The following is a 22,932-nucleotide window of genomic DNA, read 5'->3' as shown; positions in this document are numbered from 1 at the left end:
GGGCAAGCGGGCGGCTGCCGGCGACGAGGCTCTGCGCGCGGAGATCCTGGGCGGCGCTTCGCACATTTCGGATTCCATCGATTGAAGGCTTGTTGGAGCGCCCCCGCCCGCCTATCGTTCAGTCCATCTGACGACCCATGCGGTCCGTCTGGTGGACCTGGTGAGGAGTCGGCGATGCGCTTCCGCAGCTCTCTGGCCCTGGCGGTGTTGCTCGCCGCGAGTGGACTGATCGCCGCGGCGCCGGCCGCGGGGGCGGACGGCCCGGCGAGGGGGCCTCTGCCCACCATCGAGGGCCCCATTCCCTCGGTGCCCGGCAGCGCCGACCACGACTACACCTTCTTCGCGAGCGACCTCGGCCTGCCCGCGCGGGGCTACGTCGAGCAGGAGTACTTCTTCAGCGGCACGGCCAACGTCTACGACGCCACCGTCGCCCCTGGCATCGGTGCGCGCCCCACGCCCTCGCCGACCGCGTCGGTCGTCTCGTCCGGCCATCCGTACAAGACCCGGATGGTGGTGCGGCGGCCGGCCAGGGCCTCGGCCTTCAACGGCACCGTGGTGGTCGAGTGGCTCAACGCCACCAGCCAGTACGACGTCGAGGCGCTCTGGTTCCGCACGCACGAGTTCCTGATGCGGGAGGGCTACGCCTGGGTCGGGATCACCGCGCAGAGCGCCCCGATCACCAATCCCGCCCTGGGCCTCAAGGCGTTCAGCCCCACCCGGTACGGCAGCCTCGATCTCACCGCCGGTGGCACGCTGACCACCGGAGATCCACTGTCCTACGACGTGTTCGCCCAGGGCATCCGGGCAGTGCGCGGCTCGGGCGTGCTCGGCAGCCTGCAGCGGCGGGTGAGCACGGTGATCGCGACCGGTGTTTCCCAGTCCGCGGGCCGGGTCTCGGTGTTCGCCAACGCCATCGAGACCCGGGGCACGCCGGTCGCCGACGCGGTGCTGCTCTACATCGGCGGCGAGAAGATGCGAACCGACCTGCGGGTGCCGGTATTCAAGGTGCTGTCCGAGACCGAATTCGCTGCGGCGCCGGCGACGTCCGCCAACGAGATCAGCTCGCTGCAGCCGGACACCCGGCGGATGCGGACCTGGACTGTCGCCGGCACGTCACACTCCGACTGGGCGTCGTTCGCCGTCCGGTACGCACTGCTGCGCCGGGACCAGCCCACCGCCCCGCTGCGGGACAACTGTGCCCGCCCGAGCCGCAGTCGCATCCCGGACCGCTACACCCTCGCGGCCGCCATCGATCACCTGGTGACCTGGGAGCGTGGGGGCGTCGCGCCGCCGACGGCTCCTCGCATCGCGCTGGCCGCCGACGGTCTGACCGTCTTGCGCGACAGCCGCGGCAATGCCCTCGGCGGTCTGCGGCTTGCCCCGTTCGCGGTGCCAATCGCCCTGGACGCCGGCGTCAACGAGAATCCGCCCGGCGGTGCGGGGCTCTGCTTCCTCAACGGCACGCACATCCCGTTCGACCGGGCGACACTGGACGCGCTATACCCGGACCGGCAGGCATATCTGCGTCCGTTCGCCGAGGCGGTACGCGAGAACGTCAAGGACGGGTACGTGCTGCCGGCGGACGCCCGGGAGATGCTCCGCGACGCACCGGCCTCGATCGCCGGCCGGGGCCTGGAGTGCGGCCCGCTGTGCGCCAACGTCGCCCAGTTCCCGATCCAGCCGTCGACCCAGCTGTTGCGCGACCACACCGCGTTCCTCTACCTGAACGGCGGCGAGGCCCTGTTGCGTACGCTCGACGAGGCAACGCTGGCCGTCGCGCGCGGTCAGACCGACGTGGCGCGACAAGCGCGGCACTACGCCGACGCGGTCCACTTGCTTGAGCGCTACCGCGCCGGCGTCGATCGGCTGCTGCGCCTCGGCCGCGCGACTGGCGGCCAGGCCGCACTGCTCGACGAGTACGCCACCACCATCATCGGACAGCTCGAGGCCGCAAAGTAGAAGCGCGACATCCTGCTACCCGGACTGCGCGGCGGTGCCAGCAGATAAGGACGCAGGCGAGGCTGACGAGGCCGTCGTGGATGTCGAGTCGGCGTTCCCAGCGCACGGCGAGACGGCGGAACCGGTGCAGTAAGGCGAAGGGCCATCGGCGGCTGTGACCGGCCGTCGCTGGAGGTTGAACGACAGGCTCAGCGCAGACCGACCACCCGGTTCTCGCTGGAGGCCGGGGCGTAGGTGGAGTAAACGATGACCGCTCCGGGCGCCGCGGTGAACCTGACGGGAAAACTGCCAATTTCGTCCTCCTCGCGGGCAGCGAGCACGACCGGCACCGCCGTCAGGGTCGTGCCGGGCACCGGTGACGAGTGGACGGGGACCAGGCCGGTGGTGACGAAGGCGTCGAACCACGTATGGGTGGGGTCATGGACACAGACGACACCGCCGGCCAGCACGATGCCGGAGCGGCCGCACCCGGCGACCTTCCCCGCTGCCTGGCGGGTTTCCCCGGACCGCGCGTCGACCAGAGCGGGCGGTCCGGACGAGTTCCACGGGTATGCGAGGCCGTGTCCGGGGAGGGTGTACAGCCCTGTCGGTGCCGGGCTGAGCCGGCCGGTGGCGACGTCGAGCAGCTGGCTGCGCTCCCCCTCCGCGGCGGCATGGATCAGCACGAGTGAGCCGTCGGGCGCCGCCGTGAACCGGACGTCCATGTCCGCCAGGTCGGCCGTCGGCAGGCGCGATTCGCGCAGTTGCCGGCCCGAGGCGGCGTCGAGTGTCAGGAAGCGCAGCTCACGGCCTGCGCCGCGGACGTGTTCGTCGCCGCAGGCGACGGCGATCAGGACGGTGTCGGCCCCGGCGGTCAGCGATTTGGGCTCGTAGTAGTCACACCCGGCCGGCGGCTGCCAGGACCACACCCGCGAACCGGTCGACGCGGACCACGCCCCCATGGTGTGGTGCCGCACCGACTGGCCGACGATCATGGCGTTGGAAACCAGCGCGTGCCCGCGCAGCCAGAACATCTCGTCATCCGCAAAGGTCGCACGCACCCTGCCGGACATCGCGTCCAGCACGACCAGACGATCGGTTCTGCTGTCGCCGTACAACGAAACGAACGAGACCACGACGGTACGCCCGTCCGGACTCGCCGCCATCCACTTCGCCTCCGCATGGTGGCGCCGGTACGACCACCGCGCCTTACCGTCGCGACCATCGAGTGCCAGGACGCCGTCGGAGACGCGGACCACCGCGCCGGCCCCGGCCGCCACGACCTCCTCGACCGTCCCCGGCACCGCCGCGGACCAGGCCACCGCGGTCACCGACGCGGGAACCGCCGCGACCGCCGCGACGCTGTCTGTGGTCGTCGCCCGCACGGACCACCGGTCGGCGGTACCGGCCAGGGCGGCAGCGACGGCGACGAGGACGACGGCCGTGACCATCGCCGTGATGGCGGCCGGGCGCCACCGCCACACTCGGCCGGGTTCGGGCCGGGTGAACAGAAGCACGACGAGGCCACCGAACGCGGCCAGGCCGCCGAGCGCGGTGAGCGGCCCGGCGGTGTCGACGAAACCGCCGGCGTACCGGTGGATCGTGTTGGCCAGCCCGGCTGCGGTGGCGCCCGCGGCGACGAGCCCGGCCAGACCGGTCCAGATCCACACTCGCCGGCGTGCCCGCAGCTCCCCGGTCTCCAACCCCACCTGTCGGCGATACACCGCGGCCACCGCCCCCAGGACGGCGGCCGTGGCCGCCAGCCACTGCAGGTAGATGCCCAGGACGCTGTCGGCGTCCGCGTCGCCGTCGTTCAGCCAAAAGGCCGCGAGCAGGAGCAGCGCGACACCGAGGCCGGTGACGGTCGCGGCGATGACCACACGGACCTGTCGCCGGTCCCCCGGACAGGCGCCTGCCTTGGGGGAAGAATCCGCTACTTTCCCGACTACGGTCTCGCGCACGTCCCGGTCGGCAAGCGATTCTGCGCGATTATCCGTCTCGGACATGTGTCGAGGCCTCCCCCAGGCAGGACCAAAGATCGTCACGCAGTGTAGATCGTCGACGGAAGTGTCAGTGCCGTCGAGCCGCCTCGATGCGCCGGTGTGACCTGCTCCATCTGCCGAACCCCGGCCGGGGCGACAAATTCCACCTCTCCGAACCGCTGACATCACCCTGTCGCTCAACAGGCCGCCTCGCAACTAACGTCCGCAGTCACACCCGATCGCACAGGGTGACCTGGTTTCGGCATTCCCCCTCATGCCCGGTTCGGGAACTGGTGGGGGCCGCGCCGGGGCGCCTAGACGTTGCGCGCAGCCTGCCTCCAACCTCGCTGCCTGGTTAAGGTCACGCTCGGCGGACGAGCACCATCCGGTCCACAGTGTACGGACATTCGGAGCGATTCGGGCAAAAAAGAAGGGCGCTGACTCCGCGTTTCCGCAGGTCAGCGCCTTTCGATCTTGTGCGCCCGAAGGGACTCGAACCCCTAACCTTCTGATCCGTAGGTGGTCCAACGTAGGGATCCTGAAGGATTCGGGCGGTCATACAGGTCCCCTGAGCTGGGTAAATGACCTTCCATGCCCTTGTATGACCTCGCAGGTACGTCAAGGTTCTGCAACGGATCATGCAACGGATGCCTGCGGCAATGCCGCGGCCAAACAGTGGCCTGCGTTCGGCTTCAGCACGGATACAACCGGCGGGGGCGGGCAAACCCTCGGCTCAACCCGCCCCCGGTCGTGAGCCATCTCTAGCAGTTCGGCTCGGATTACGCGGCAGGTTCGTGCCCCTTACCGCCCGTCCCAGCACTGCCGTCCATCCATCCTCGGAGATAGACGGCGTTCTCATCGGCGGCGAGACCGTGCAGGGCTGCCACGTCTCGCCGAGTTGCGTCAATCGCCTCAGTCAACTCCGTGCGGGTGGCCGACAACTCCGTTCGGGCCGCCGTAGTTCGCCGGTACAGGTAGACGGCCACCGCGACACCTGCTGCCACCTTCACACCGAACATGGCCCATGACTCGATTCGAACCAGCTTGTCAGCCATCATCCCATCTACACCCCCGTGTACCGCGCCGTCCGAAATATCGAACGAGAGCCAAGATCGTACAAGTGAATGCCCACCTCAACGCACGACTTAGAACACATGTTCGATTGAACCATAGCGTGTAGACAAAACTATCCAGAGTGCATACAAGGCAAGATATCGGTCGCATCTGGGCACCCCATCCTTCGATGTACGCGCGCCGCTCCGCACACGGAAAAGCCCCGCCCGGCATCGCGCCGGAGCGGGGCTCCCTTCTGCGTCTGACTACAGGTCGAACTCGCCGTCCTTGACGCCGCCGACGAAGGCGACCCACTCACTGTGGGTATAGATATGCGGTGGCTTGTCGCGGTCCTTGGTGTCGCGCACTGCCACGCCCTCGTCGGTGATGGCGACCTCGACGCAGTCGCCGTTGCCGCCGCTCCGTGAGCTGGTGCGCCACTCCGCCTGAGACAGGTCCATCCCGGGCTCCTTCCGTTATGCCTTCGTTGCCGATTTGATCATCTTGAGGGATTCGCTGGGGCTGAGCGAGAGCGCAACGAGGTGCAGGAAGTTGGCCTGGTAGGCCCTGACCTCGTCGGGCTCTTCGATGAACAGGTTGCTTGCAAGGGCTTCGATGTAGACCAGCGCCGGGTCCGGCGCGGGAAAGTCGAGGACGGTGAACGCGCCTTGACTGCCCGGATGCGCGCCGGCCGAGAACGGCACGATCTGCACGACGGCCCGCTTGCTCTCCACGGCGTCGACCAGCACTTGCATCTGTGCACGCATCACCTCCTGCCCGCCGACCGTGCGATGCATGACCGCTTCGTCGATCGCCATCCAGAGGGTGACGCCCCGCTGTGCAAGCGTATCCTGCCGCCGCGCACGGACCTCTGCACGCTGCTCCACAATCGCCTCGTCCAGCGTTGGATGCACGCCCCGGACGACCGCACGTGCATACTCCGGCGTTTGCAGGAGTCCCGGCACGAACGCGTTCTGGAAGCTGCGGAACTCTGAGGCGCCGGCCTCGAAGTGGATGTACGCCTGGTAGCTCTCGGCCAGCGAGTCCTCGTACGACTCAAGCCATCCCAGCTCATTGGACTTTGCCAGGAGCTCCAGGTAGCGGGCCTGATCCTCGGTCTTGGTGATGCCGTAGAGGTCGAGCAGGACAAGCACGGTGCGCTTGAGCGGCCGGTTCTTCGCAGTCTCAAGACGCCAGAGTGACGACGGGTCCATGCGGACCCGCTCGGCCGCCTGTTCCCTGGTCAGCCCGGCACCTTCCCGGGCTCGCGTCATCTCGTGCGCAAGGCGACGAAGCCGAACGGTCGGCGGCTTACGCACAGCCATCTCGTCCATCCCCTCACTCCGTTCTGATCAGTGTGCACCCGCCTCATGCGTCGCACGCGCCAGGGGCGGCGCTTGCAAAGACGGCCGTGCAATCTTGCATGTCCACTCTCGTCCGTGCATGCTAGCTCACACATGGTTTGCACGGTTACGATCTTGGCGCGTGCATATCGCCCTCCCGTCCAGTTCTCAGTTGATCGAGGTGACTGCAATGCACTACCCGCGTGCACGTGCACGGTGGTGGAGATTGCGTGCACGCACATGCGGCGTGTGCGGAGTGCGCTGGCCCTGCGACGAGTCGAAGCGCGATCGTGTGCGTGCATACGCGTTGCCGAAGGACGACATCGGCGCGTGGGCGCAGCACACCGCGGCATGGCCTCAGATCGGACGGGCCGGGAGCCTCACGCCGGCACAGGAGAGTCGCGCCAGGGGTTACCGGCGATGACCACCGTGCAGGACAAGAAGACGCACGTGCCAGTCCGACCAGGCTGGGACTGCGATACATGCGGGCGACCATGGCCCTGCGTCCTCGCTCGGGAGGCGATGACCAGTGCTCTCGCTCCGGGCCGGCTCTTGGTGGTCATGTTCGACCACTACGCCCGTGCCGCTCAGGAGTTGCCTCGGACGCCTCTTCCCGAGCTGTACGCGCGGTTTATCACCTGGGCTAGGCGTGCGGCATGAGCACTGATCTGAAGTTCGGCGTCGGGGCGGTCATTGAGCTGGCCGAGGCCGACTACATGTACGGCACCGGCACGCTGGCCTTGAAAGTCGAGTGGATCGGCGCCGACCTGAACGCGTTCCCAACACTGGAATGGGTGATCCTCGGCGGTCGAGAACTCCACCCGAACGGCCTCGGTGACCCCCGCGAGACCTGTGCGCGGGTGTCCGCCATTCGTGACGCATTGCGCCCGGACGACTGGCGCCCGGGGCTGGATTGGAAGGGGTAGCGGGATGCTGGTCATCGTCAGTCCGCAAGAGGACATCTATGTCGCCGTGCGGCCCGGAGCGCAAGCCGGGATGCAGCTTCCGGAGGCGTTCTACGCGGAGCTTGCCGAGGCAGCGGACGAGGGGCGCCCGGTGCCGCCGTGGTTCGTGGACGCCGCGCGGCAGGCATGGCAGATCGATCTCACCGGCCAGCCAGCCGGGAGTGTGGTGTCGGTGCGTAGCCGCTCGGTCGGGCCGGTGACCTACAGTCGCGCGTCGTGGGAGATCAACAAGGGCTGCAACTTCTCCTGCGAGCACTGCTACCTGGAACAGCGGCCCTTCGCCGGTCTTCCGCTGGCCGAGAAGCTGCGCCTGGTCGACATGTTGCAGGCGATGGGCGTCCTCTGGTTTCAGATCACCGGCGGCGAGCCTCTCATCGACGCGGACTTCCCGCCGTCCTACGAACGGGCGCATGACGCCGGGATGATGGTCGAGATCCTCACCAACGGTTCCCGCCTCGCCCGGCCCGCACTGATCGAGATGTTCTCGGCAAGGAGACCTCACAAGATCACGGTGTCGATGTATGGGGCGAGCCCGGAGACGGCCGACGCCCTGACGCAGACGCGCGGAGCGTTCAAGAGCGCCTACCGGGGGCTGCTCGCCGCCGCTGAGGCAGGGCTGCCGGTCGAGGTGACGATCATCGTCACGAAACACAACGTCGACGAGTTGGACGCCATGCGCGCCCTGGTCGACGAGTTGGGACTGCCGAGAAACGAGTACGGCTCGATCTCGCCCACGTACACCGGCAACGGCTCCCCGCTCGAAACGCAGGCCTCGGGCTACCTCGACAAGAGCGCGATCTTCGCGGGCTGCCCGGCCGGGCACACGTCCTTCCACGTCGACCCGCACGGGCTCACCACGATGTGCAAGGTCGGCCGGGACAACCCCATCAACTTGATCACCGAAGGCCCGCAAGGGCTTCTGCGTCTGCCTGCCATCGCAGACGCCCAAATGCTTCGCACAGGCGGATGTAGCGGCTGCAAGCTCTCGTCCACCTGCCGGGTATGCCGACCCATGGCGCGCGTGTACCAGGAGGCGAAGGCACCACTAGAAACCTACTGTCAGCACGGCGAAAGGAAAGCGTCATGACCGTCACCGCTGTCCAGATCACCAGCCGTCCCGCCCCGACTGGCACTGCCTCCCGGCAGCCGAGCCGCACCCCGGAACCGGCCGGCGTCGTCATCGTCGCCGACGTTGAGGCCCTGACCACGACCAACCAGCGCGGCTGCGGCAACGACAACCCGTACACCTGATCAACGCCCTTCCCCCGTTGAGCGCTCCGGGTCGCTGTCGTGCCATGGCGCCGCGATCCGGAGCGCGCTCCCGCTGAGGACTTGTCGTGCCGCTCACTCGAATCTCGTACTGGGAACTACCGATGGCCGTCCGAAACGCGATCGAAGACGTGGTCGGGTTTGTCATTTCGGCGCCGTCGGTGGGCGAAGGGCTGAACAGCTCCGTTGCCGCGCTGCTTCAGCCTCCCGGGGGCCGCTTCTTCGTGAAGGCGTTGCCGACCGATCATCGATGGGTCTGGACGCAGCGACGCGAGGCAGACGTAGCCGCCCATGTCCGGCCGGTCGCACCCGCGCTGGTCGCGCACGTCGTGGCCGGCGGCTGGGACGCCTTGATCTTCGAGGCCCTGGACGGCCATCACGCCGACTACCGACCCGGATCAGACGACCTGCCGAAGGTCGCGGACCTCGTACGCCGAGTCGGCGAACTGTCGCCGCCACCTGACATCGAGCTCCGGGAGGCAGCGCAGCGCCTCGCGGCCTACGTGCCGCACGAGGAAGAGCTTTGGTACTTCGAAGGCGACACGCTTCTACACACCGACTGGAACCACGCCAACGTGATCGTTGGCGACCGCGCCCGCATCGTCGACTGGGGGTGGGCCACTCGCGGCGCACCCTGGCTCGACGCCGGGTATTGGACCATCTGGCTCATCGCGTCCGGGCATAGCCCGCAGTCCGCCGAACGATGGGCAGCGCAGATCCCCGCCTGGCGCGCAGCCCCGCAAGCCGGCGTGACGGCGTTCGCGGCGGCCAACGCCCGACTCTGGGCCGAGATCGGCGGCGACCACCCCGACGCCTGGACCCACCGCATGATGACAGCGTCAAGCCAATGGCGTGACTCCCGAGCAGCTCCATGAGAACCGCCCTGCCCGGTGCTGCGGCCTGCCGCGGACCTGGTCGCCGAGATCGAGCAAGCCGACGCGGCCGCACACTGACGGGCAGGAACGCGCCCCGGGCGCGTGGCCCGCCCGCCGCTAGACTCCCGAGCGGTGTCTGAACAGGCAAGATGCGGTCAAGATCGGAGCAGACATGCAGTTAGCCCAGGTCCTCGACGTCCTCGAAGGGTTGTTCGCCGCCAGTGAGCACCCGGACATCAAGGAGATCGAGCGCTACGGCCACGACACCGCGCCCGGAGGCGGCTCGCCCGCCGGCGTGAAGGTCAAGCATGACTCAGGCTCCGAGGCGTACCTATGGGGAGCCGTCTGGCCGGGGGCGAAACCGATTCCCGTGCCGGACGAGCCACTCCCGCCCAGGTACCGCGCGAGTCGCCTTGCCGTGTTAGCCGTGCAGCTCCTCGACGTCGCTCGCCCGACTCAGTTCCGCAGTTGGCAACTGGTCGCCTTCCCCGATCTCGGCCCTCAGCCCGGCGTCTCGCCGGCCGGGGTCTCGATCGTGTGCAGCGACGGAACCGCGATGCTTCTGCGGGTCACGGCAGGCTCCGGCCCTGTTGGCGATCCTGCCGACGACCCGTTCCCGGACTACCGCATCCCTGAAGGAGTCAAGGAATGGCACCTCAGAGCCAGTGCTCAGTCTGCGGCACCCGAGTAGGCGTAACCCCTGGTAGCGCCTGCCCGCCGCATCAGCAGATGGGCAAGCGCGAGCAGTGCCCCGGTTCGGGCAAGGCAACCTCCTAACCAGTGCTCCCTCGTAACGGCCCCGGTCGCTCCATTCGGAGCGATCGGGGCATTCTTGTTGGGCCGCGACCTTCAACAAGACGCGCAGAGCGCCGGAGCAACAACGCCACCGTGTCCTACGTGATGGCGGCACGGAGTACGAGCGGCCAGTGGGTCCGCGGCGCAGGCGTGCAGCCATCTGATCTTGATTTTGTTGGGCTGCGCGTCGCCGTCACTCGGCGCCGACTAGCTCGGAGCGGCAGGGGCCGCAGTTGTGCGCTGACTGGCCAAGGTGCCGCGCGCACCGGTCGGGTGGGGCCGCCGGCCCGCCGGGGCGGCGGTCGGCGCGTGGGGTGGTTCTTGGGTGGGTCAAGGACGTTCGGGTGGCGCGGTTGCGCCGGGGTAGCGGTGGCGCTCCTGCCGGGGGTGCGGTGGCGTCGTGTCGGGGTGGCGGTCCGCCGGGGTGGCGTGCTGCCGGGGGTTGTGGATAAGCGTCGTGGCGCTGTGGATATCCGGGTGCTGGACGGGTCTGGGTGGGTGATCCGGGGTCGACCTCGTCGATGGGCGGCTGCACCGGCGGTGGCGGGGCGGCGGCCGGTTGGGTCATGGGGATGCGGTAGCGGTTGGAGCGGCGCCCGCCGGTGGTGGCCTCGACGATCAGGTGACCGTCTTGGGCCAGTCTCCTGGTGATGCGTTGCACGGTGCGCTCGTTGAGGCGGGTCTTGCGGGCCAGGGTGGCGACGGACGGCCACGCGTTGGCTCCGGTGTCGTCGGTGTTGTCGGCGATGGCGAGTAGCACGAGCAGGTCGTTACCGCCGATGGTCGTGGCGTTGTCCCATACCCAGGACGTCACGTAGACGCTCATGGGGCGACCGCCGGTGCGGTCTGGTCGTGGGTGGTGAGCGCGGCGGCGGGCCGGTGAGGTCCGCGGGGTGGGCGGGCTGTGTGCGGCATGATCAGACCTCCAGCAAGGTCGGTGACCAGCCCTCGGTGGTGTTAGCGCACTGCCGGGGCTGTGGGCGTTCCGGGCATGGTGGTGCGGCGCCGGGCCGCCGTAGCGACGACCCGGCGCGGGCTTGTGGGCGTTAGGCGGCGTTGAGCACGGCGCGCAGTCGGCGGGGAGTGATGCCCAGTTCTGCGGCGATGCCTTCGCGGGTGATGTCGGGTTGTGCGGCGGTGAGCTGCGCGGCGAGCTGTCGCGTTTCGGCGATCGGGCGGCGCCGTGCCGGGGCCGCCGTGGGCGCGGGGCTGTCGGTGCGCTTGTCGGCCTGCCGCTGCGGGGCATGGGGCAGCGCAGCCGCGGCGGGGGGCGTGCTGGTGAGGTCGGCCCGGGTCGGTGCGTGGTCGCCGAGGTGGTGTACCCGCCAGCAGATGATCGGGGCGACCGCGGACACGGCGACGACGAGTCCCCAGTGGGGCGTGATGATGCCGGCGGCGAGCAGGTGGGCGAGCGCCTGGCAGACGATCATCAGTCCGAGGGCGGCGAGGACGTCGACGCGGCGGCGGGCGGCGAATGCGCAGTAGGCGTAGACGTCCATGGCGATCGGCAGCAGCCAGGCCAGCCATGGCGTGAAGCCGACGAGGGTTGCCAGCTCAAATTCGCCGTAGGCGGTGAGCAGCGCAGCGGCGGTCAGGGCAACCCAGCGCAGCCGGGCGACGGAAATAGGCACGGTGGTAGCGTCAGAAACGCGCATGTCGGGGACTCCAGCAAGTCTCTCGCGGCGTAGGCCCCGGTTTGGTGTTAGCGCACCGGCCGGGGCCGCTTGGTTGTGCCCGGGGAACATAGCGTGGTTCCCCCGGCAGCATCCACCCCTTCGTCCCCGGAAGTTGGTTCGACCGCATTTGTGGCGATCCAGAGCGCTCGCTGTGTTTGTCCATCGTGGAACGACAAAAGCGCTCCGGCTCGCCTGCCACGGGGGAAGCAGTCGAGTCGGAGCGCTTACGGGACAACGTAGTCGAGCGAAGACTGACCGTATTGACCGGGGTCGCTGGCGTTGCCGGTTGGCGCTCGTTGCCGAGTTGGGCGCGCACGAGGTTTCCTGCCGTGTTCGGTACGCGGAACTTCCGCCGGAAGCCGGGCGTCAGCACTCGGAACCGCCGCTGGAACTGCCATCATCCGCCCCCGGAACGTCCGCCGGAAGCTACCACCGTCACCCGCCGGAAGTTGCAAGAGCAGCGGAAACAGGTCAGGGCGTGGGCGGTCCAGCAGCCGGCCGGCCGGTTTGCAGTCGGTGGGCACCATGCAGCGCATGAAGTTCTGGGAGCGGCTCTCTTCCGCCAGTTCGTGTGTCGCGTTCGTCATCTATGCCGGCGCCACGTTGCTCCTTTGTGGCATCGGCGCTGCCTGTAGCTGGAAGGTCATCTTCTAGGTGCTCACCGCGCCGGGCGGCACGACCGGGTGAACGCAGAAAGGCGGCCGGCCCCCTTCCGGGGGTCGGCCGCCTTCGCGTGATCGTCAGTGCTTGTAGGACGGCTGCCCGGTGGGCACGCCGAACGAGAGCAGGTACCGGCCGATGTTCCGGGCGATCCGGGCCGGGCGGCCGGGTCCGGGTCGGGCTTCGAGCCAGCGGCCGGCCTCGTAGACGAGCGCACCGGCGAGCAGCCCGCCGGCGAGGGTGATGGTGGCGGAGGTCGGCCGGTAGCCGGTGGCCTGCTCGACGACGTCGAGCACGGGCCCGGCGTGCACGAGGGCGGCGGCGATCAGGTGGCCGACGAACATGGGCCACAGGGTGCGCAGCCGCGCGGCGAGCTTGTCGGTGAGTACGGCGGTCGGGGTGGGGTTGGACAACGGGGTTCCTTCCGGTGGTTAGGGGGTGCCGGGCGGACACGCCCGGCATGGTGTGGCGCGCAGGTCGGCGAGTTCGTCGGTGCGCGCTTGGAGCTCGGCGCGTAGGTCAGCGAGGTCGGCGAGGGCCCGGTCGCGTTCGCTGGTGACGCGGTCGAGTTCTGCCGTGCGGTGGCGCAGCGCCTGATCCAGCGCGGCGACTCGCTGCTCAAGTGAGCCGACCTGCGCGGTCAGCCGCGCGACTTCGGTTTCGAGGCGTTCGACGATCCGGCCGTAGATCCGTTCGGTGATCTCGTCGGCTTGCGCTTCGCTCAGGTCGGCGGTCGCCCGGCGTTGCCGGCGGCCGACCAGCACGCCGGCGAGCGTGCCGAGCAGCGCCAGGGCCGCGACGGCGACCTCGATCACCGCACGTCGAGCAGCACGGACCAGGTGACGAGGCCGACGATCCGGTCGACGGTGATTCGCGCCCGACCCTGGGCGGTAGCGACGGCGGCCGCGGTGTTGTCGCCGTAGTCGCCGTCTTCCTTGAGCCGGTAGCCCATGACGTTGAGCAGGGCCTGAGCGCGCTTGACGCCGGTGCCGGCCGATCCGTGGCGCAGGGTGGGCAGAGCCTTCACGATCTTCTCCGTTGCGGTGTGCGCCGGCTTCGTCGGCGGGGCGGGGGTGCTAGGGCGGCCGAGCTTGGTGAGACCGTCGTTGACGGCCTTGAACAGGCGGTCCCACGGGAAGTGCGGCCCGGGGTCGGTGTGCGTGGTGTGGCCCCAGGCCCGGCGTGCGTCGTCGTGGGCGTAGAACGCCTTGACCTTGGGGTTGCGGCGCATCTCGGCGACGCTGGCCCGGCGCACCTGGAAGCCGGCGAGGTCGGGGTCGTTGCGGATGATCCACGCCAGCGCCAGGCCGAGCCGATCCCACGCGACGTTGGCCAGCCACCACGAGCGCGGCTTGCCGTTGGCGCCGACGATCTCGACCGCGTAGGCGTTCTCGTTGCCCTGGCGTGATCCGACGTGACCGGCCTTGTCGGTGAGTTCGAGCGACTGGGTGACCGAGTCGGCATCGGCATACAGGTGGGAGCTCACGCCGTCGGTGCGCCGGCGCGCGTAGTTCGCCTCGGCGGTGTCGGACGCGTTGTTGGACGTGTTGTGGATGCAGATGGCGTACTTGCGGCCGTCGGTGTCGTGGTAGTCGTTGCGGCCTTCGATGAACGGAACGCCGGGGATGCGCGCGGGCGTGCTGGCCACAGGTGGCCTCCTTGAAGGGATGCGGACATGACAAAGACCCGCCACGAGCAGCTCGGGCGGGCGGGTGCGGTACGGCGGGTCAGGCGAGCCGGTATGCCTTGATCAGCGATCCGGGCTGGACGAACGTCGGATTCGCGGCATCGGCGACGCTCTGCGCCCAACGCAGCGCGATCGATCCGGCGGAGGTACCGACCGCGACGAGGGCCGTCTCGAGCAACTGCGAATGCAGGCTGCCGGCGTTGCGGGGCAGGCCGAACGTGATGGCGGTACCGAAGCCATGCACGCCCCACCGCGACGCGGTGTTATCCGCGTCGGTCTGCGTCGCCGCGCTGCTGCCGGGACCGTGCACCCGCCGGTTGCCAGACGTGCCGGCCGGAACGGTCCAGTCAGTTTTGATCTTCGCGGTGTTGGTGCCGGCCACGACGAGGTGCATTTCGATCCACCATCGGGAGTTCGCCGGCACAGGCAGTACCAGGTCGACGTCTGCCGCGAGGGCGACGTTGTTGCGCCCGACGGTGTCGGTCTTTTCGATGAAGGTCGGCAGCGCCGCTTGCAGCATTGTCTCGGTGATCTCTTCGCCGGCCGGGGTGTCCGGGTAGCGGTAGGTGGTCAACGGGTGGGCCTCCCTACAGGGCTACGCGGGCGGGTCGCCACATCCGGACCGGGGTCCCGGTCGTGTGCCGTTTGATCACGCGGTTTCGGGATCGGCGCACGGTGATCAGTTGCGGGCTGGTGGCATCGACGCTGCTGGTGTCGACGGCGACCGGGTGGTCGATCGTGAAGACGTTCGACGCGGGCGGGGTGCCGCCGATCCGCACCCGGATCCGGCCGGTGGCCGCGTTCGCCGGCGAGGTGATCGGCTTCGCCAGGTGCGTCAAGACGCCGGCGTCGAGGGTGAACGGCAACCCGTCCAGGCCGCCGGTGGTGAGGTAGGCGCCGCTCGTGTCGAAGAAGTCGACCGTGATGCGCACGTCGGACCAGCCGGCCGTCGAGTGCATCCACGCCGCGGCGAGATACGGGGTGTTGGTCGCGTAGACGACGCCGAGCCCGGTGGCGATGCGGGCGCTCACCGTGGCCACGTCACCCGGCGGGGTGAACGCGAGCGCGCCGGTGCCGCGCTTGGCGAAGCCGGGCGCCCATGCCACGCTGCCGCCGTCCGGTGCTCCCCATCCTTCGACGCCGTCGTCGAAGGTGTATCCCTCGTCGACGTAGCCGGGGCCGATGGCGAGCACCCGCTCACCGCCGGCGTTGAGGTCGAGCGGGTACGACGCCACGTTCGTGGTCCACACACCCGCGGTGTTGGCGAGCTCCATGGAGGTGCTGAGTTCGTCGACCGGGCCGGCGAGCGTCGTGGTGGCCGAGCCGATCCGGGCGGCGCCGATGACACCGACTTGCCAGGGCCGCGCCGGGGAGCAGTTGAGCGTGACGACGAACTCGAACACGCTCAGCGCCATGGTGTAGCCCTCGACGATCAGGTCGATCTCGTCGCCGAGGACCTCGTCGGGCGGGTTGACGATGGTGATCCGCGACCCGACCCGCAACGACAGGATCTTGGCGAACAGTTCGGGCCGGGCGGCGACGTCGAGCACGATCCGCGGCCAGCGCATTTCATCGTTCGTGCCCAGGGAAAGCCGCCAGTTGGCGTGCGCCACGAGCCGGGTGTCGTCCGGCAGGTTCAGCGTTGCCGAGTCGTCGTACCGGCCGTTCGCGTCGATGTGGGCCTGATCGATGGCGCGGGCCGAACTGCCGCCGTCGCGGCTGATCGTCCAGTCGTTGCGCACGAGCGCGTCGTCGTCGGTGGGCTCCGGCGGTTCACCGACATCACCGTCACCGCCCCCGCCGTCGTCGCCGGTGGTGACCATGTCGAAGTCGAGCCCGAGGTCGACGGCGGCGTTGAATTTGGCGCCGCGCGGCTTGTAGGCCAGGCCGGCGCCGAGCTCACGCAGGGTGCCCAGGTCGGCTTTCTCGGCCTCGCGGACCAGTTCGATGAACGCGGCGGGTCGCTGCCGGCCGAGGGGTTCGGAGTCGCCGGGCTCGATGAAGACGGGTACGCCTTCCTCGCCGCACAGCCGGCGGATCCGGTCGGCGGCCTTCTCGCGCAGGTACCCCCACGCGGCGGTAATGAAGTCGTAGGAGACGAATTCAAGGTCGGGATGCGCGGCGTAGATCAGGTGCCCGACGAGTCCGTTGATCCAGCCGGTAGCACCGGTCAGCTTGGCCTGTGACACCGTGCCCGGCGTGCCCGGGTAGGTGCCGGTGCCGACGTTGACGCCGAGGCCGTAGAACGTCACGACCGCCGGGTCGACCAGGGGGTAGAGCCAGCATTCAAAGGACGTGTTCGCGCCGCTGCGGGTGAGCTTGACCTGGTAGGCCATCCACCGGCGGGGGTCGATGTTCGCCGGGTTGATCGCGGCCGCCGAGCCGAGCACGACCGTCCCGTCGGCGTTCAGGCCGCGGCAGGTGAAGGTGTCGACGGAGATCAGGAACTCCCACGCCTTGACGGTGCCGCCCGGCGTTTCGAGCCGGAACAGGGTGAACTCGACCGGGGGTAGCGCGGAGAGTTTGACGAAGATGACGAACGCCCACCCGTTGGGTGCGGTGTGCGGCGGCGCTTTCGCGGTGACGGTGGCGGCCGCCGACATGGTCGCTACCGTGGTCGCGCCGGGAAGGCTGTCGTCCTCGCCGAAGGTCACGCCGCGCGTGTTGGCCGGCGGGGAGCCGGTGACCAGGGACGCGGCGAAGACGTCGGAGTCGTCGCCGTCCTCGAACGGGATGTAGATCCGCGGATTGTTGGCAAGCATCTGGCGCACGAGTGGCGAGCGCAGCGGCGCCGGGCCTTGCGCCAGCCGGCGCAGGACCCCGGCGGCCACGATCGGGGTCCAGGCGTCGCGGCCGGTGATGTCCCAGCGCGGCGGCCATTCCGGGACGGTGCCGGTCATCAGGTCGAACTCACCGGCGAAGTCGTCGACGAGCACGTGCGGCGCCGTGTTGGTGTTCCCGGCGCCGGCGAGCGCGCGGAGGCCGATCGTGCCCGGGGTGACCATTTCGCTGATCGTTCGGGCGATGTCCCAGCCGGCCGGTTCGGCGCTAGTGGTGGCGTTCCATGCCTTGATGCTGACGTAGTTGCCTTGCAGCCGAAACCGCAGCTTGTACGTGTCGGCGAGGTTGTGCTGCAGCACGGTCGCCGCGGTGTTCAGGGTGTAGAGCAGCCCGTCGGCGCGGGCGACGTACAAGACGATGTTGATGCCGGTCCCGGCGGTGAAGTTCAGCGAGGCCACATACCCGGTCCAGGTGGTCCCTGCGATGTGCCGGTAGCGGGCCGTGGTCCCGGCGGCGATCGGCCCGCCGGTCGGCGCGTACGGCACCCGCACGGTGATCGTGACGTCGGAGTCGAGCGCGGCCAGTCCGTCAATCTGCGGCCGCCGTGAGAACGCCTGATCGGGCAGGCCGATCCGCAGCGTGCCGCCCGCGACGGTGTAATCGCTGGCGGCGCCGCCGAGCACGAACCAGTCCTGCCCGGTGTCGGTGGTACCGAGCCCGGCCGTGACGGTGCGGTCGAACGAGTCCGTGACGCCGTCGAGCGCGACCCGGATCGGGGTGTTGCGGCGCAGGTTCGGATACCAGCGGCCCATCGGGTTGCGGGTCGAGTAGTGCCCGCCCTTGTTGTTGATGCTCATGCCGGCCTTGCTGGCGTCGATCGTGACGCCCTCGTCCGCGCGGCCGACCTCGATGCTGATCCCGTCGCGGACCAGCACATCACCGGTGATGTTGACCCACTGCCACAAGGTGGGGTCGCCGGCCGGGTTGGCACCCGGCGCGGCGTACACCTTGACCGGCAACGGGGTTGCAGGGAACGCGGGCACGGCGCACCCCTTCACCTGGTTGTGGGGATGAGGTTGTCGACGCGAATCCACTTGCGAATCAGCCGCTTGAGCTCGCCGTCGCCGCCGCGGACGTCGACAACGATCCGCAGCACACCGCCGGAGCCGCCGCTGCTGCCGCGTAGCGGTTCGACGGCGGCGCCGGCGGGTAACCACACCCGTTCCATGCCCCGTTCGCCGACGTTGGCGTACCCGGCGGTGCGGGCGGTGCCGCCGGTCGCCAGGTAAGGAATGTTCGGGGTGTTGATCGAGATTCCCGGGACCGAGACGCCCGCGAACGAGAACCCCGGCAGGCCGATGCTGAAGTTGTTCCACTTGGCGATCACCCAGTTGAGCGCGCTGCGGAAGCCGGACTTCAGGCCGGACCAGATGCCCGACAGGCTTGAGCCGATCCGGCCGGGGATCTTGCGGAAGAAGCCGACCAGCGAATCCCAGTTCTTGACGATCCAGCGGATCGCGAGACCGACCGGCCCGGTCAGGATCGACAGCAGCAGCGGCCAGTTCTTGCGCACCCACGACCAACCGCCCTTGACGGCGCCCCACACCGCCGAGAAGGCGCCGGTCACGATCTTGCGGAAGGTCGCCGACCGGGTCCACAGCAGGTACAGGCCGGCGGCGACGGCGACCAGGGCGATAACGATCAGCCCGAGCGGGTTGGCGGACATGGCCACGTTCAGCAGCCATTGACCGGCCGCCGCCGCCTTGGTCGCGGCGGAGGTCGCCACGAGCGCGACCTTCTGCGCGACCATGCCGACGACGGCGCGGCCGCGGGCCAGGACACCGCCGTTGGTCGCGGCGGTGTCTGCGGTCGTGGCGATCGCGCTGCCGCGGCTGGCGACCGCGGCTTGCGCGTGCGCGGTGGTGTTGGCGCGCAGCGCGGCCGTGAGACGCCAGTTGGTCGCCACCTCGATGGCCTTCAGCGGGATCGACGCCACCGCGACGAGGTTCCCGGCAACCTGCGCGGTCTTGACGACAACGAACCCTGCCGCCAGGTAGGGCAGCATCGTGGCGAGCTTGCCGGCGTGGTCGGCCAGGAACCCCATCACGACGCGGGTCACGTCGAGGGTGTCGCGCAGCGACCCGCCGCCGCCGGACGCGTCCGCCATGGATGCGCCGACGTTGCCGAATGCCGTCGACAGGTAGGGCAGCAGTTGACCCACGCCGGACAGGATCGAGCGCAGGTTCACCAGAACCGTCTGGATCTTCGCCTGTCCGGCCGCGGAGTTGAGGAACACCCGTAGCCGGGTCGTCAGTGCGGTGATCGTGGCGAGGAGTTGCCGGCCGGAGTCGGCGCCGCCACCGCGCAGCAGCGCGGCGAGGATGCCGACGACGTTGCCGGCGATCGTGCCGAGCTGCTTGAGCACGGTGACGCCCTGGCGCATCCAGCCGACCATGCGCCCGGACTCGCGGGCCGCGGTCGACCAGCGGTCGAAGCGCTGGGCCAGCGACAGCACCCACGCGCCGAGCTGGGGCAGGAACTGCGATCCGATGACACCCCACGTACGGAAAGCGCTGATGACCGGCGCAACGCCCCGGGCGAGAAGCCCGGCGGTCTTGTTGGTGTTGCCGAGCGTCGCGTTGACGTCCTGGGCAAACTTTTTCGACGTGGCCAGCTTCGCGGACTCGCGCACGGCGAGGTTGAAGGCGCCGCCGAGCTCGACCAGGCGCACCCGCGCGATCCGAAGATAGGTGCCGGACAGCGCCCGCAGGTCACCGGCAACGCCGTCCCACATCCGGTTCTGCACGGCCTGCTGCACCCGGCGCCATGCGGGCAACAGGTCCAGCAGCGTCCGCACGACCGCGCGGGCGTTCGGGGCGAGCCGGGCCATGGCATCGGCCTGGGCATTCACGCCGCCGCCCCCGCCGCCGGTGCCCTTCTGGGCCTTGGTCAGCGCGTCCTGTGCGTCCTTGACGGCCTGCACGGCGTCGGCCTCGCGCTGCCGGGCGGCCTTGACCTCGTCCGAGCCTTCGACACCGGCCTTGTTGGCGTCGGCCTGCTCGTCCTTGAGTTCCTTGGTGCGCTTCTTCGCGTTCTCCAGGGCGTACTCGGCCAGTTCGACCGCGTGCGCGGCGTCGCGGTACTGATCGGCCGCGCCGGGCCCGCGGGCCATCGACGCCTCTTCGAGCCGCTTCTTGGCGTCGGCGAGCGCGTTGGTGGCCGATTCCTCGTCCAGCTCGGCGCCGCGGATCTCGTGCCCGTAGCCGGCGAGCCGCTCCGCGGCGGTCTTCCGCGCGTCGGTGAGTGCCTCTTGCGCGTCACGGGCCTCGCGCTGCGCCTGGGCGACGCGCCGCTCGGCGCCGGCGACGTCACCGAGAATCCGGGCCGCGCCGCCGCCCGCGCTGCCCGTGGCTTTCAACGCCGCACCCATCCCGGCAAATCCGAGACCGAGCGCGCCGATAACGGCGACGCCGCCGAGGCCCACCGCGGCCAGCGAGCCGAGCAGGCTGATGGCCGGCACGACCGCGGACGCCAGCGCGAGCGCGTGCGCGGCCGCGGACGCGAAACCGGCACCGAGCGCGACCTGCCCGGCCGCCGCCAGCAGCGACGCCGCCCGCACCCTGCGGCCGACCCCCTCGACAACCGCGGTGGCCTTGTCCTTACCGATGATGTTGAACACGAGGGAGGTGTCGGACACGACGTCGGCCCCCCCGTTATCCTGACGATCTGACGCTGCGCGACCCGACGGCTTCGGCTGGCACCACCCGAGCTCACGCGGCCGGACATGCCTCGGCGCTGCGTTATGCGAACTCAGGCAGAAACTCGCGTTGCCTCTGGCAAACCAAGTTGCCTTACATTGGGCTGATGCAGGATTCAGAGGATCTCAGCACTATCGTGGACGGAACGCCATTTAGTGAGCGCGTTGAAGCCACCGAGGAGTTTGCGAAAATCGCCGACCGCATTTTGCGAGTGGGTACCCTAAAATGGTCCGACGTTGAGGCCGACTATCGGCTACTCGCATTCAATAGCTCGTTGCGCCGCCAGCTAGAAAGTATTAACGCAGCAACCCTCCTCAGCCGTAATGGCCTCGGACATTTGGCAGTTGCGTTCATTCGAGCGGCACTAGAGGATGCCATGTATCTCGAATTCTTCAGCCAGCTCGACCTTGAGGAGTCACAAGAGCTATTTTTGCATTTGGGCAAATGGGACGCAATCAGATCGCTCCTCGCTCAGCGAAGCTACGTCGGCGACGATGTCATGGCGCAGCTCTGGTATCCACTTCCGTTTCTGGAAGCCGCAGAACGCGAACGCGAGACGGTCAAAACCCAACTTAAGGGGCTGCAAATCAAGTACCGATGGTCGGGCGGGACACTTCCTTCCGCCGACTGGATCGCAGACAGGGCTGGCCAGCGCGCTCTTTACGACTACCTCCACGCCGCAACCAGTCGAGCGCTGCATTTTTCGGCAGGTGAAATCCTACGGCGGGGTTGGGGCCATCCACGTGGTGCACTAATCACGGATAAGCAGGAGTTCCGCGAGCACCTGGCCTCTTTTGCCCTGGATCAACTCTGGCGGCTATATACGGAGACCTGGAAGGTAGCAATTCCGTTCCTGGAAGCAGCCGGCATCAGCAGCGACGATGCTGTGGGTTGGGATCAGATGCAGCCGGTCCTCGACCGACTCCTGGCAGCAGGCAAGGTGCCGCTGGTACACGCGCACGAATGGAATCTGACCCCGAACGGACCATTGAAACACTGAAGCAGCCCAACGGAGTGAGGGCTGCTACCGGCGACCTCAGCTATCCGCGGCCGCTGCGGCGGCCGCTTCGGCGTCCTGCTTACGTTTGAGTTCGTCGAGCTGCTCGACCGCTTGGTGTACCTGGGCGTAGGTGAGCTGGTCGACGTCGGACGGGGACAGGTGCAGCACTTCGGCGAACGCGAGCCAGTAACGCGCGACTAGCTCGCCGTGTGGGCTTTTCCCGCTGCGTCTTCCGGGTCCTCGTCGGGGTGCTTGCGGCGCCACTCGGCAAGCGAAACGTCGATCATCATGAGGGCCTGTTCGACGTCGTCGGGGTGCAGCCCGCCGGACTCGGCCATCTTGAGTACCTGCTCGCGCTGCTCGACCAGCTCCCCGGCGTCGAGCTCCAGCACGACCTCACCATCGGCGAAGTCGACATCGTCGAACTTGCGGAACGGATGCTGGCGGCGCTCGAAGGTCCAGAGCAGCGCCCGGCGGGCCAGCGCTGAGCCCTTGAGCAGGGCCTCGCGGAACTCGGAGCCGAACGCCATGCCGCCGGTGCGCTTTTCGATGGCCTCGATTTCCTTGGAGCGCAGGTGCTCAAGCTTGAATTCGTAGACGGTGGCCTCGTCCTGGCCGGCGGGGTGGTAGTTCAGCAGCACGATTCGGAGCCTCTCGGATGGGTTAGCGGATGCGGCCGCCGATGCGGTCCGCCATGTCGTCCATCGCCTCGTGGCATGCCTGCGCGTAGCGGGGCCGCCCGGGCTGCAACGTGGACTCGAAATACGGTTCGCCGCGCTGGCGAACCGACCGGCGGCCGTAGACCGGCCGCCGGAATGTTTGCTGGTTGAACCGCTTGGGCGCGTTGGCGAACTGCCGCGGCATGCTCTTGCGGCCGATGGAGATGCGCACGCCGGTCAGGCCGGGCTCAAGGCGCACCTCGACGCGGACGGCCTGGGCGATAGCGCGGCGGATCGAACCGCCGTTGCGGCGCCCGCCGCGCGACGGGATCGCCATGACGCGGGACCGGACGGCGTCGGCGCCCGGGCGGGCCGCGTGCTCAAGGTTGCGGGCCAGCCGGGTACGGAACCGCGCCGAGCCTTCCGCCTCCAGCGCGCGGGCAAGCCGGTTCAGCGCTTCCGGGAGATCGGTGCGGAGCTCTGCGGGCACG

22 protein-coding genes are annotated in these 22,932 nt (G+C 68.9%); 7 read left to right on the top strand and 15 right to left on the bottom strand.

The window, feature by feature from the left end:
* Positions 1-174: 174 nt before the first annotated feature.
* Complete coding sequence (locus AB0F10_RS01690) at positions 175-1,959, top strand: alpha/beta hydrolase domain-containing protein (protein WP_360619842.1); 1,785 nt, start codon at positions 175-177, stop codon at positions 1,957-1,959.
* 188 nt (positions 1,960-2,147) lie between these two features.
* On the opposite strand, the gene AB0F10_RS01685 is transcribed toward AB0F10_RS01690, so the two are convergent.
* The 4 genes from AB0F10_RS01685 to AB0F10_RS01670 all read right to left on the bottom strand — a co-directional run bounded on the left by AB0F10_RS01685 (position 2,148) and on the right by AB0F10_RS01670 (position 6,307).
* The gene (locus tag AB0F10_RS01685; RefSeq protein WP_360619840.1) at positions 2,148-3,818 is read right to left on the bottom strand and encodes a hypothetical protein; all 1,671 of its coding nucleotides are present in this window, start codon (positions 3,816-3,818) and stop codon (positions 2,148-2,150) included.
* An 881-nt stretch (positions 3,819-4,699) separates the two neighbouring features.
* Positions 4,700-4,975: a hypothetical protein gene (locus AB0F10_RS01680; protein WP_360619839.1), complete on the bottom strand. Its 276-nt coding sequence runs from the start codon at positions 4,973-4,975 to the stop codon at positions 4,700-4,702.
* 264 nt (positions 4,976-5,239) lie between these two features.
* Entirely contained in the window at positions 5,240-5,434 is a 195-nt protein-coding gene (locus AB0F10_RS01675; protein ID WP_360619838.1) for a DUF397 domain-containing protein, read from the bottom strand.
* A gap of 15 nt (positions 5,435-5,449) precedes the next feature.
* Complete coding sequence (locus AB0F10_RS01670) at positions 5,450-6,307, bottom strand: helix-turn-helix transcriptional regulator (protein ID WP_360619836.1); 858 nt, start codon at positions 6,305-6,307, stop codon at positions 5,450-5,452.
* Between the two features lie 665 nt (positions 6,308-6,972).
* On the opposite strand from AB0F10_RS01670, the gene AB0F10_RS01665 reads away from it, so the two are divergent.
* The 5 genes from AB0F10_RS01665 to AB0F10_RS01645 all read left to right on the top strand — a co-directional run bounded on the left by AB0F10_RS01665 (position 6,973) and on the right by AB0F10_RS01645 (position 10,116).
* The gene (locus AB0F10_RS01665) at positions 6,973-7,242 is read left to right on the top strand and encodes a hypothetical protein (protein ID WP_360619834.1); all 270 of its coding nucleotides are present in this window, start codon (positions 6,973-6,975) and stop codon (positions 7,240-7,242) included.
* A 4-nt stretch (positions 7,243-7,246) separates the two neighbouring features.
* A complete protein-coding gene (locus AB0F10_RS01660) occupies positions 7,247-8,368 on the top strand; it encodes a radical SAM protein (protein WP_360619832.1) in 1,122 nt (373 codons plus the stop codon).
* Positions 8,365-8,532, top strand: a complete 168-nt coding sequence (locus AB0F10_RS01655) for a hypothetical protein (RefSeq protein WP_360619830.1) — start codon at positions 8,365-8,367, stop codon at positions 8,530-8,532. Before AB0F10_RS01660 ends, AB0F10_RS01655 begins: the two co-directional genes overlap by 4 nt.
* 122 nt (positions 8,533-8,654) lie before the next feature.
* Positions 8,655-9,425 carry a hypothetical protein gene (locus AB0F10_RS01650; RefSeq protein ID WP_360619828.1) on the top strand — a complete coding sequence of 257 codons (771 nt, stop codon included), beginning with the start codon at positions 8,655-8,657 and terminating at the stop codon, positions 9,423-9,425.
* A 172-nt stretch (positions 9,426-9,597) separates the two neighbouring features.
* The gene (locus AB0F10_RS01645; protein WP_360619827.1) at positions 9,598-10,116 is read left to right on the top strand and encodes a hypothetical protein; all 519 of its coding nucleotides are present in this window, start codon (positions 9,598-9,600) and stop codon (positions 10,114-10,116) included.
* A 297-nt stretch (positions 10,117-10,413) separates the two neighbouring features.
* On the opposite strand, the gene AB0F10_RS01640 is transcribed toward AB0F10_RS01645, so the two are convergent.
* The 8 genes from AB0F10_RS01640 to AB0F10_RS01605 all read right to left on the bottom strand — a co-directional run bounded on the left by AB0F10_RS01640 (position 10,414) and on the right by AB0F10_RS01605 (position 20,721).
* Positions 10,414-11,046 carry a helix-turn-helix domain-containing protein gene (locus AB0F10_RS01640; protein WP_360619825.1) on the bottom strand — a complete coding sequence of 211 codons (633 nt, stop codon included), beginning with the start codon at positions 11,044-11,046 and terminating at the stop codon, positions 10,414-10,416.
* 220 nt (positions 11,047-11,266) lie between these two features.
* On the bottom strand, positions 11,267-11,851 hold the full coding sequence (locus AB0F10_RS01635) for a hypothetical protein (protein WP_360619823.1): 585 nt from the start codon (positions 11,849-11,851) through the stop codon (positions 11,267-11,269).
* Between the two features lie 785 nt (positions 11,852-12,636).
* Positions 12,637-12,969 (bottom strand): hypothetical protein, encoded by a 333-nt coding sequence (locus AB0F10_RS01630; RefSeq protein WP_360619822.1) that lies wholly within the window; start codon positions 12,967-12,969, stop codon positions 12,637-12,639.
* A gap of 18 nt (positions 12,970-12,987) precedes the next feature.
* Positions 12,988-13,371, bottom strand: coding sequence for a hypothetical protein (locus tag AB0F10_RS01625; protein WP_360619820.1), 384 nt, complete (start codon positions 13,369-13,371; stop codon positions 12,988-12,990).
* Positions 13,368-14,204 (bottom strand): peptidoglycan-binding domain-containing protein, encoded by an 837-nt coding sequence (locus tag AB0F10_RS01620; RefSeq protein WP_360619819.1) that lies wholly within the window; start codon positions 14,202-14,204, stop codon positions 13,368-13,370. Before AB0F10_RS01620 ends, AB0F10_RS01625 begins: the two co-directional genes overlap by 4 nt.
* Positions 14,205-14,283: 79 nt before the next feature.
* Positions 14,284-14,817, bottom strand: a complete 534-nt coding sequence (locus tag AB0F10_RS01615; protein WP_360619817.1) for a hypothetical protein — start codon at positions 14,815-14,817, stop codon at positions 14,284-14,286.
* Positions 14,818-14,830: 13 nt separating this feature from the next.
* Positions 14,831-18,067: a hypothetical protein gene (locus AB0F10_RS01610; protein ID WP_360619815.1), complete on the bottom strand. Its 3,237-nt coding sequence runs from the start codon at positions 18,065-18,067 to the stop codon at positions 14,831-14,833.
* An 11-nt stretch (positions 18,068-18,078) separates the two neighbouring features.
* Positions 18,079-20,721: a hypothetical protein gene (locus tag AB0F10_RS01605; RefSeq protein ID WP_360619813.1), complete on the bottom strand. Its 2,643-nt coding sequence runs from the start codon at positions 20,719-20,721 to the stop codon at positions 18,079-18,081.
* Between the two features lie 167 nt (positions 20,722-20,888).
* Here AB0F10_RS01605 and AB0F10_RS01600 point away from each other — a divergent pair, with 167 nt between their 5' ends.
* Positions 20,889-21,782 carry a DUF5677 domain-containing protein gene (locus tag AB0F10_RS01600; protein WP_360619812.1) on the top strand — a complete coding sequence of 298 codons (894 nt, stop codon included), beginning with the start codon at positions 20,889-20,891 and terminating at the stop codon, positions 21,780-21,782.
* 36 nt (positions 21,783-21,818) lie between these two features.
* Here the strand turns inward: AB0F10_RS01600 and AB0F10_RS01595 are convergent, their stop codons facing one another.
* Genes AB0F10_RS01595 through AB0F10_RS01585 form a run of 3 tightly spaced genes read right to left on the bottom strand, consistent with a single transcriptional unit; the run spans position 21,819 to position 22,931 of the window.
* Entirely contained in the window at positions 21,819-21,950 is a 132-nt protein-coding gene (locus AB0F10_RS01595; RefSeq protein WP_360619811.1) for a hypothetical protein, read from the bottom strand.
* 29 nt (positions 21,951-21,979) lie between these two features.
* Positions 21,980-22,423, bottom strand: coding sequence for a hypothetical protein (locus AB0F10_RS01590; RefSeq protein ID WP_360619809.1), 444 nt, complete (start codon positions 22,421-22,423; stop codon positions 21,980-21,982).
* Between the two features lie 22 nt (positions 22,424-22,445).
* Positions 22,446-22,931: a hypothetical protein gene (locus tag AB0F10_RS01585; protein ID WP_360619807.1), complete on the bottom strand. Its 486-nt coding sequence runs from the start codon at positions 22,929-22,931 to the stop codon at positions 22,446-22,448.
* Position 22,932: the final 1 nt, after the last annotated feature.

The organism is Actinoplanes sp. NPDC026623 (assembly GCF_040638275.1).
Taxonomy (GTDB): domain Bacteria; phylum Actinomycetota; class Actinomycetes; order Mycobacteriales; family Micromonosporaceae; genus Actinoplanes.
This window is presented reverse-complemented; position numbering and strand designations above follow the sequence as displayed.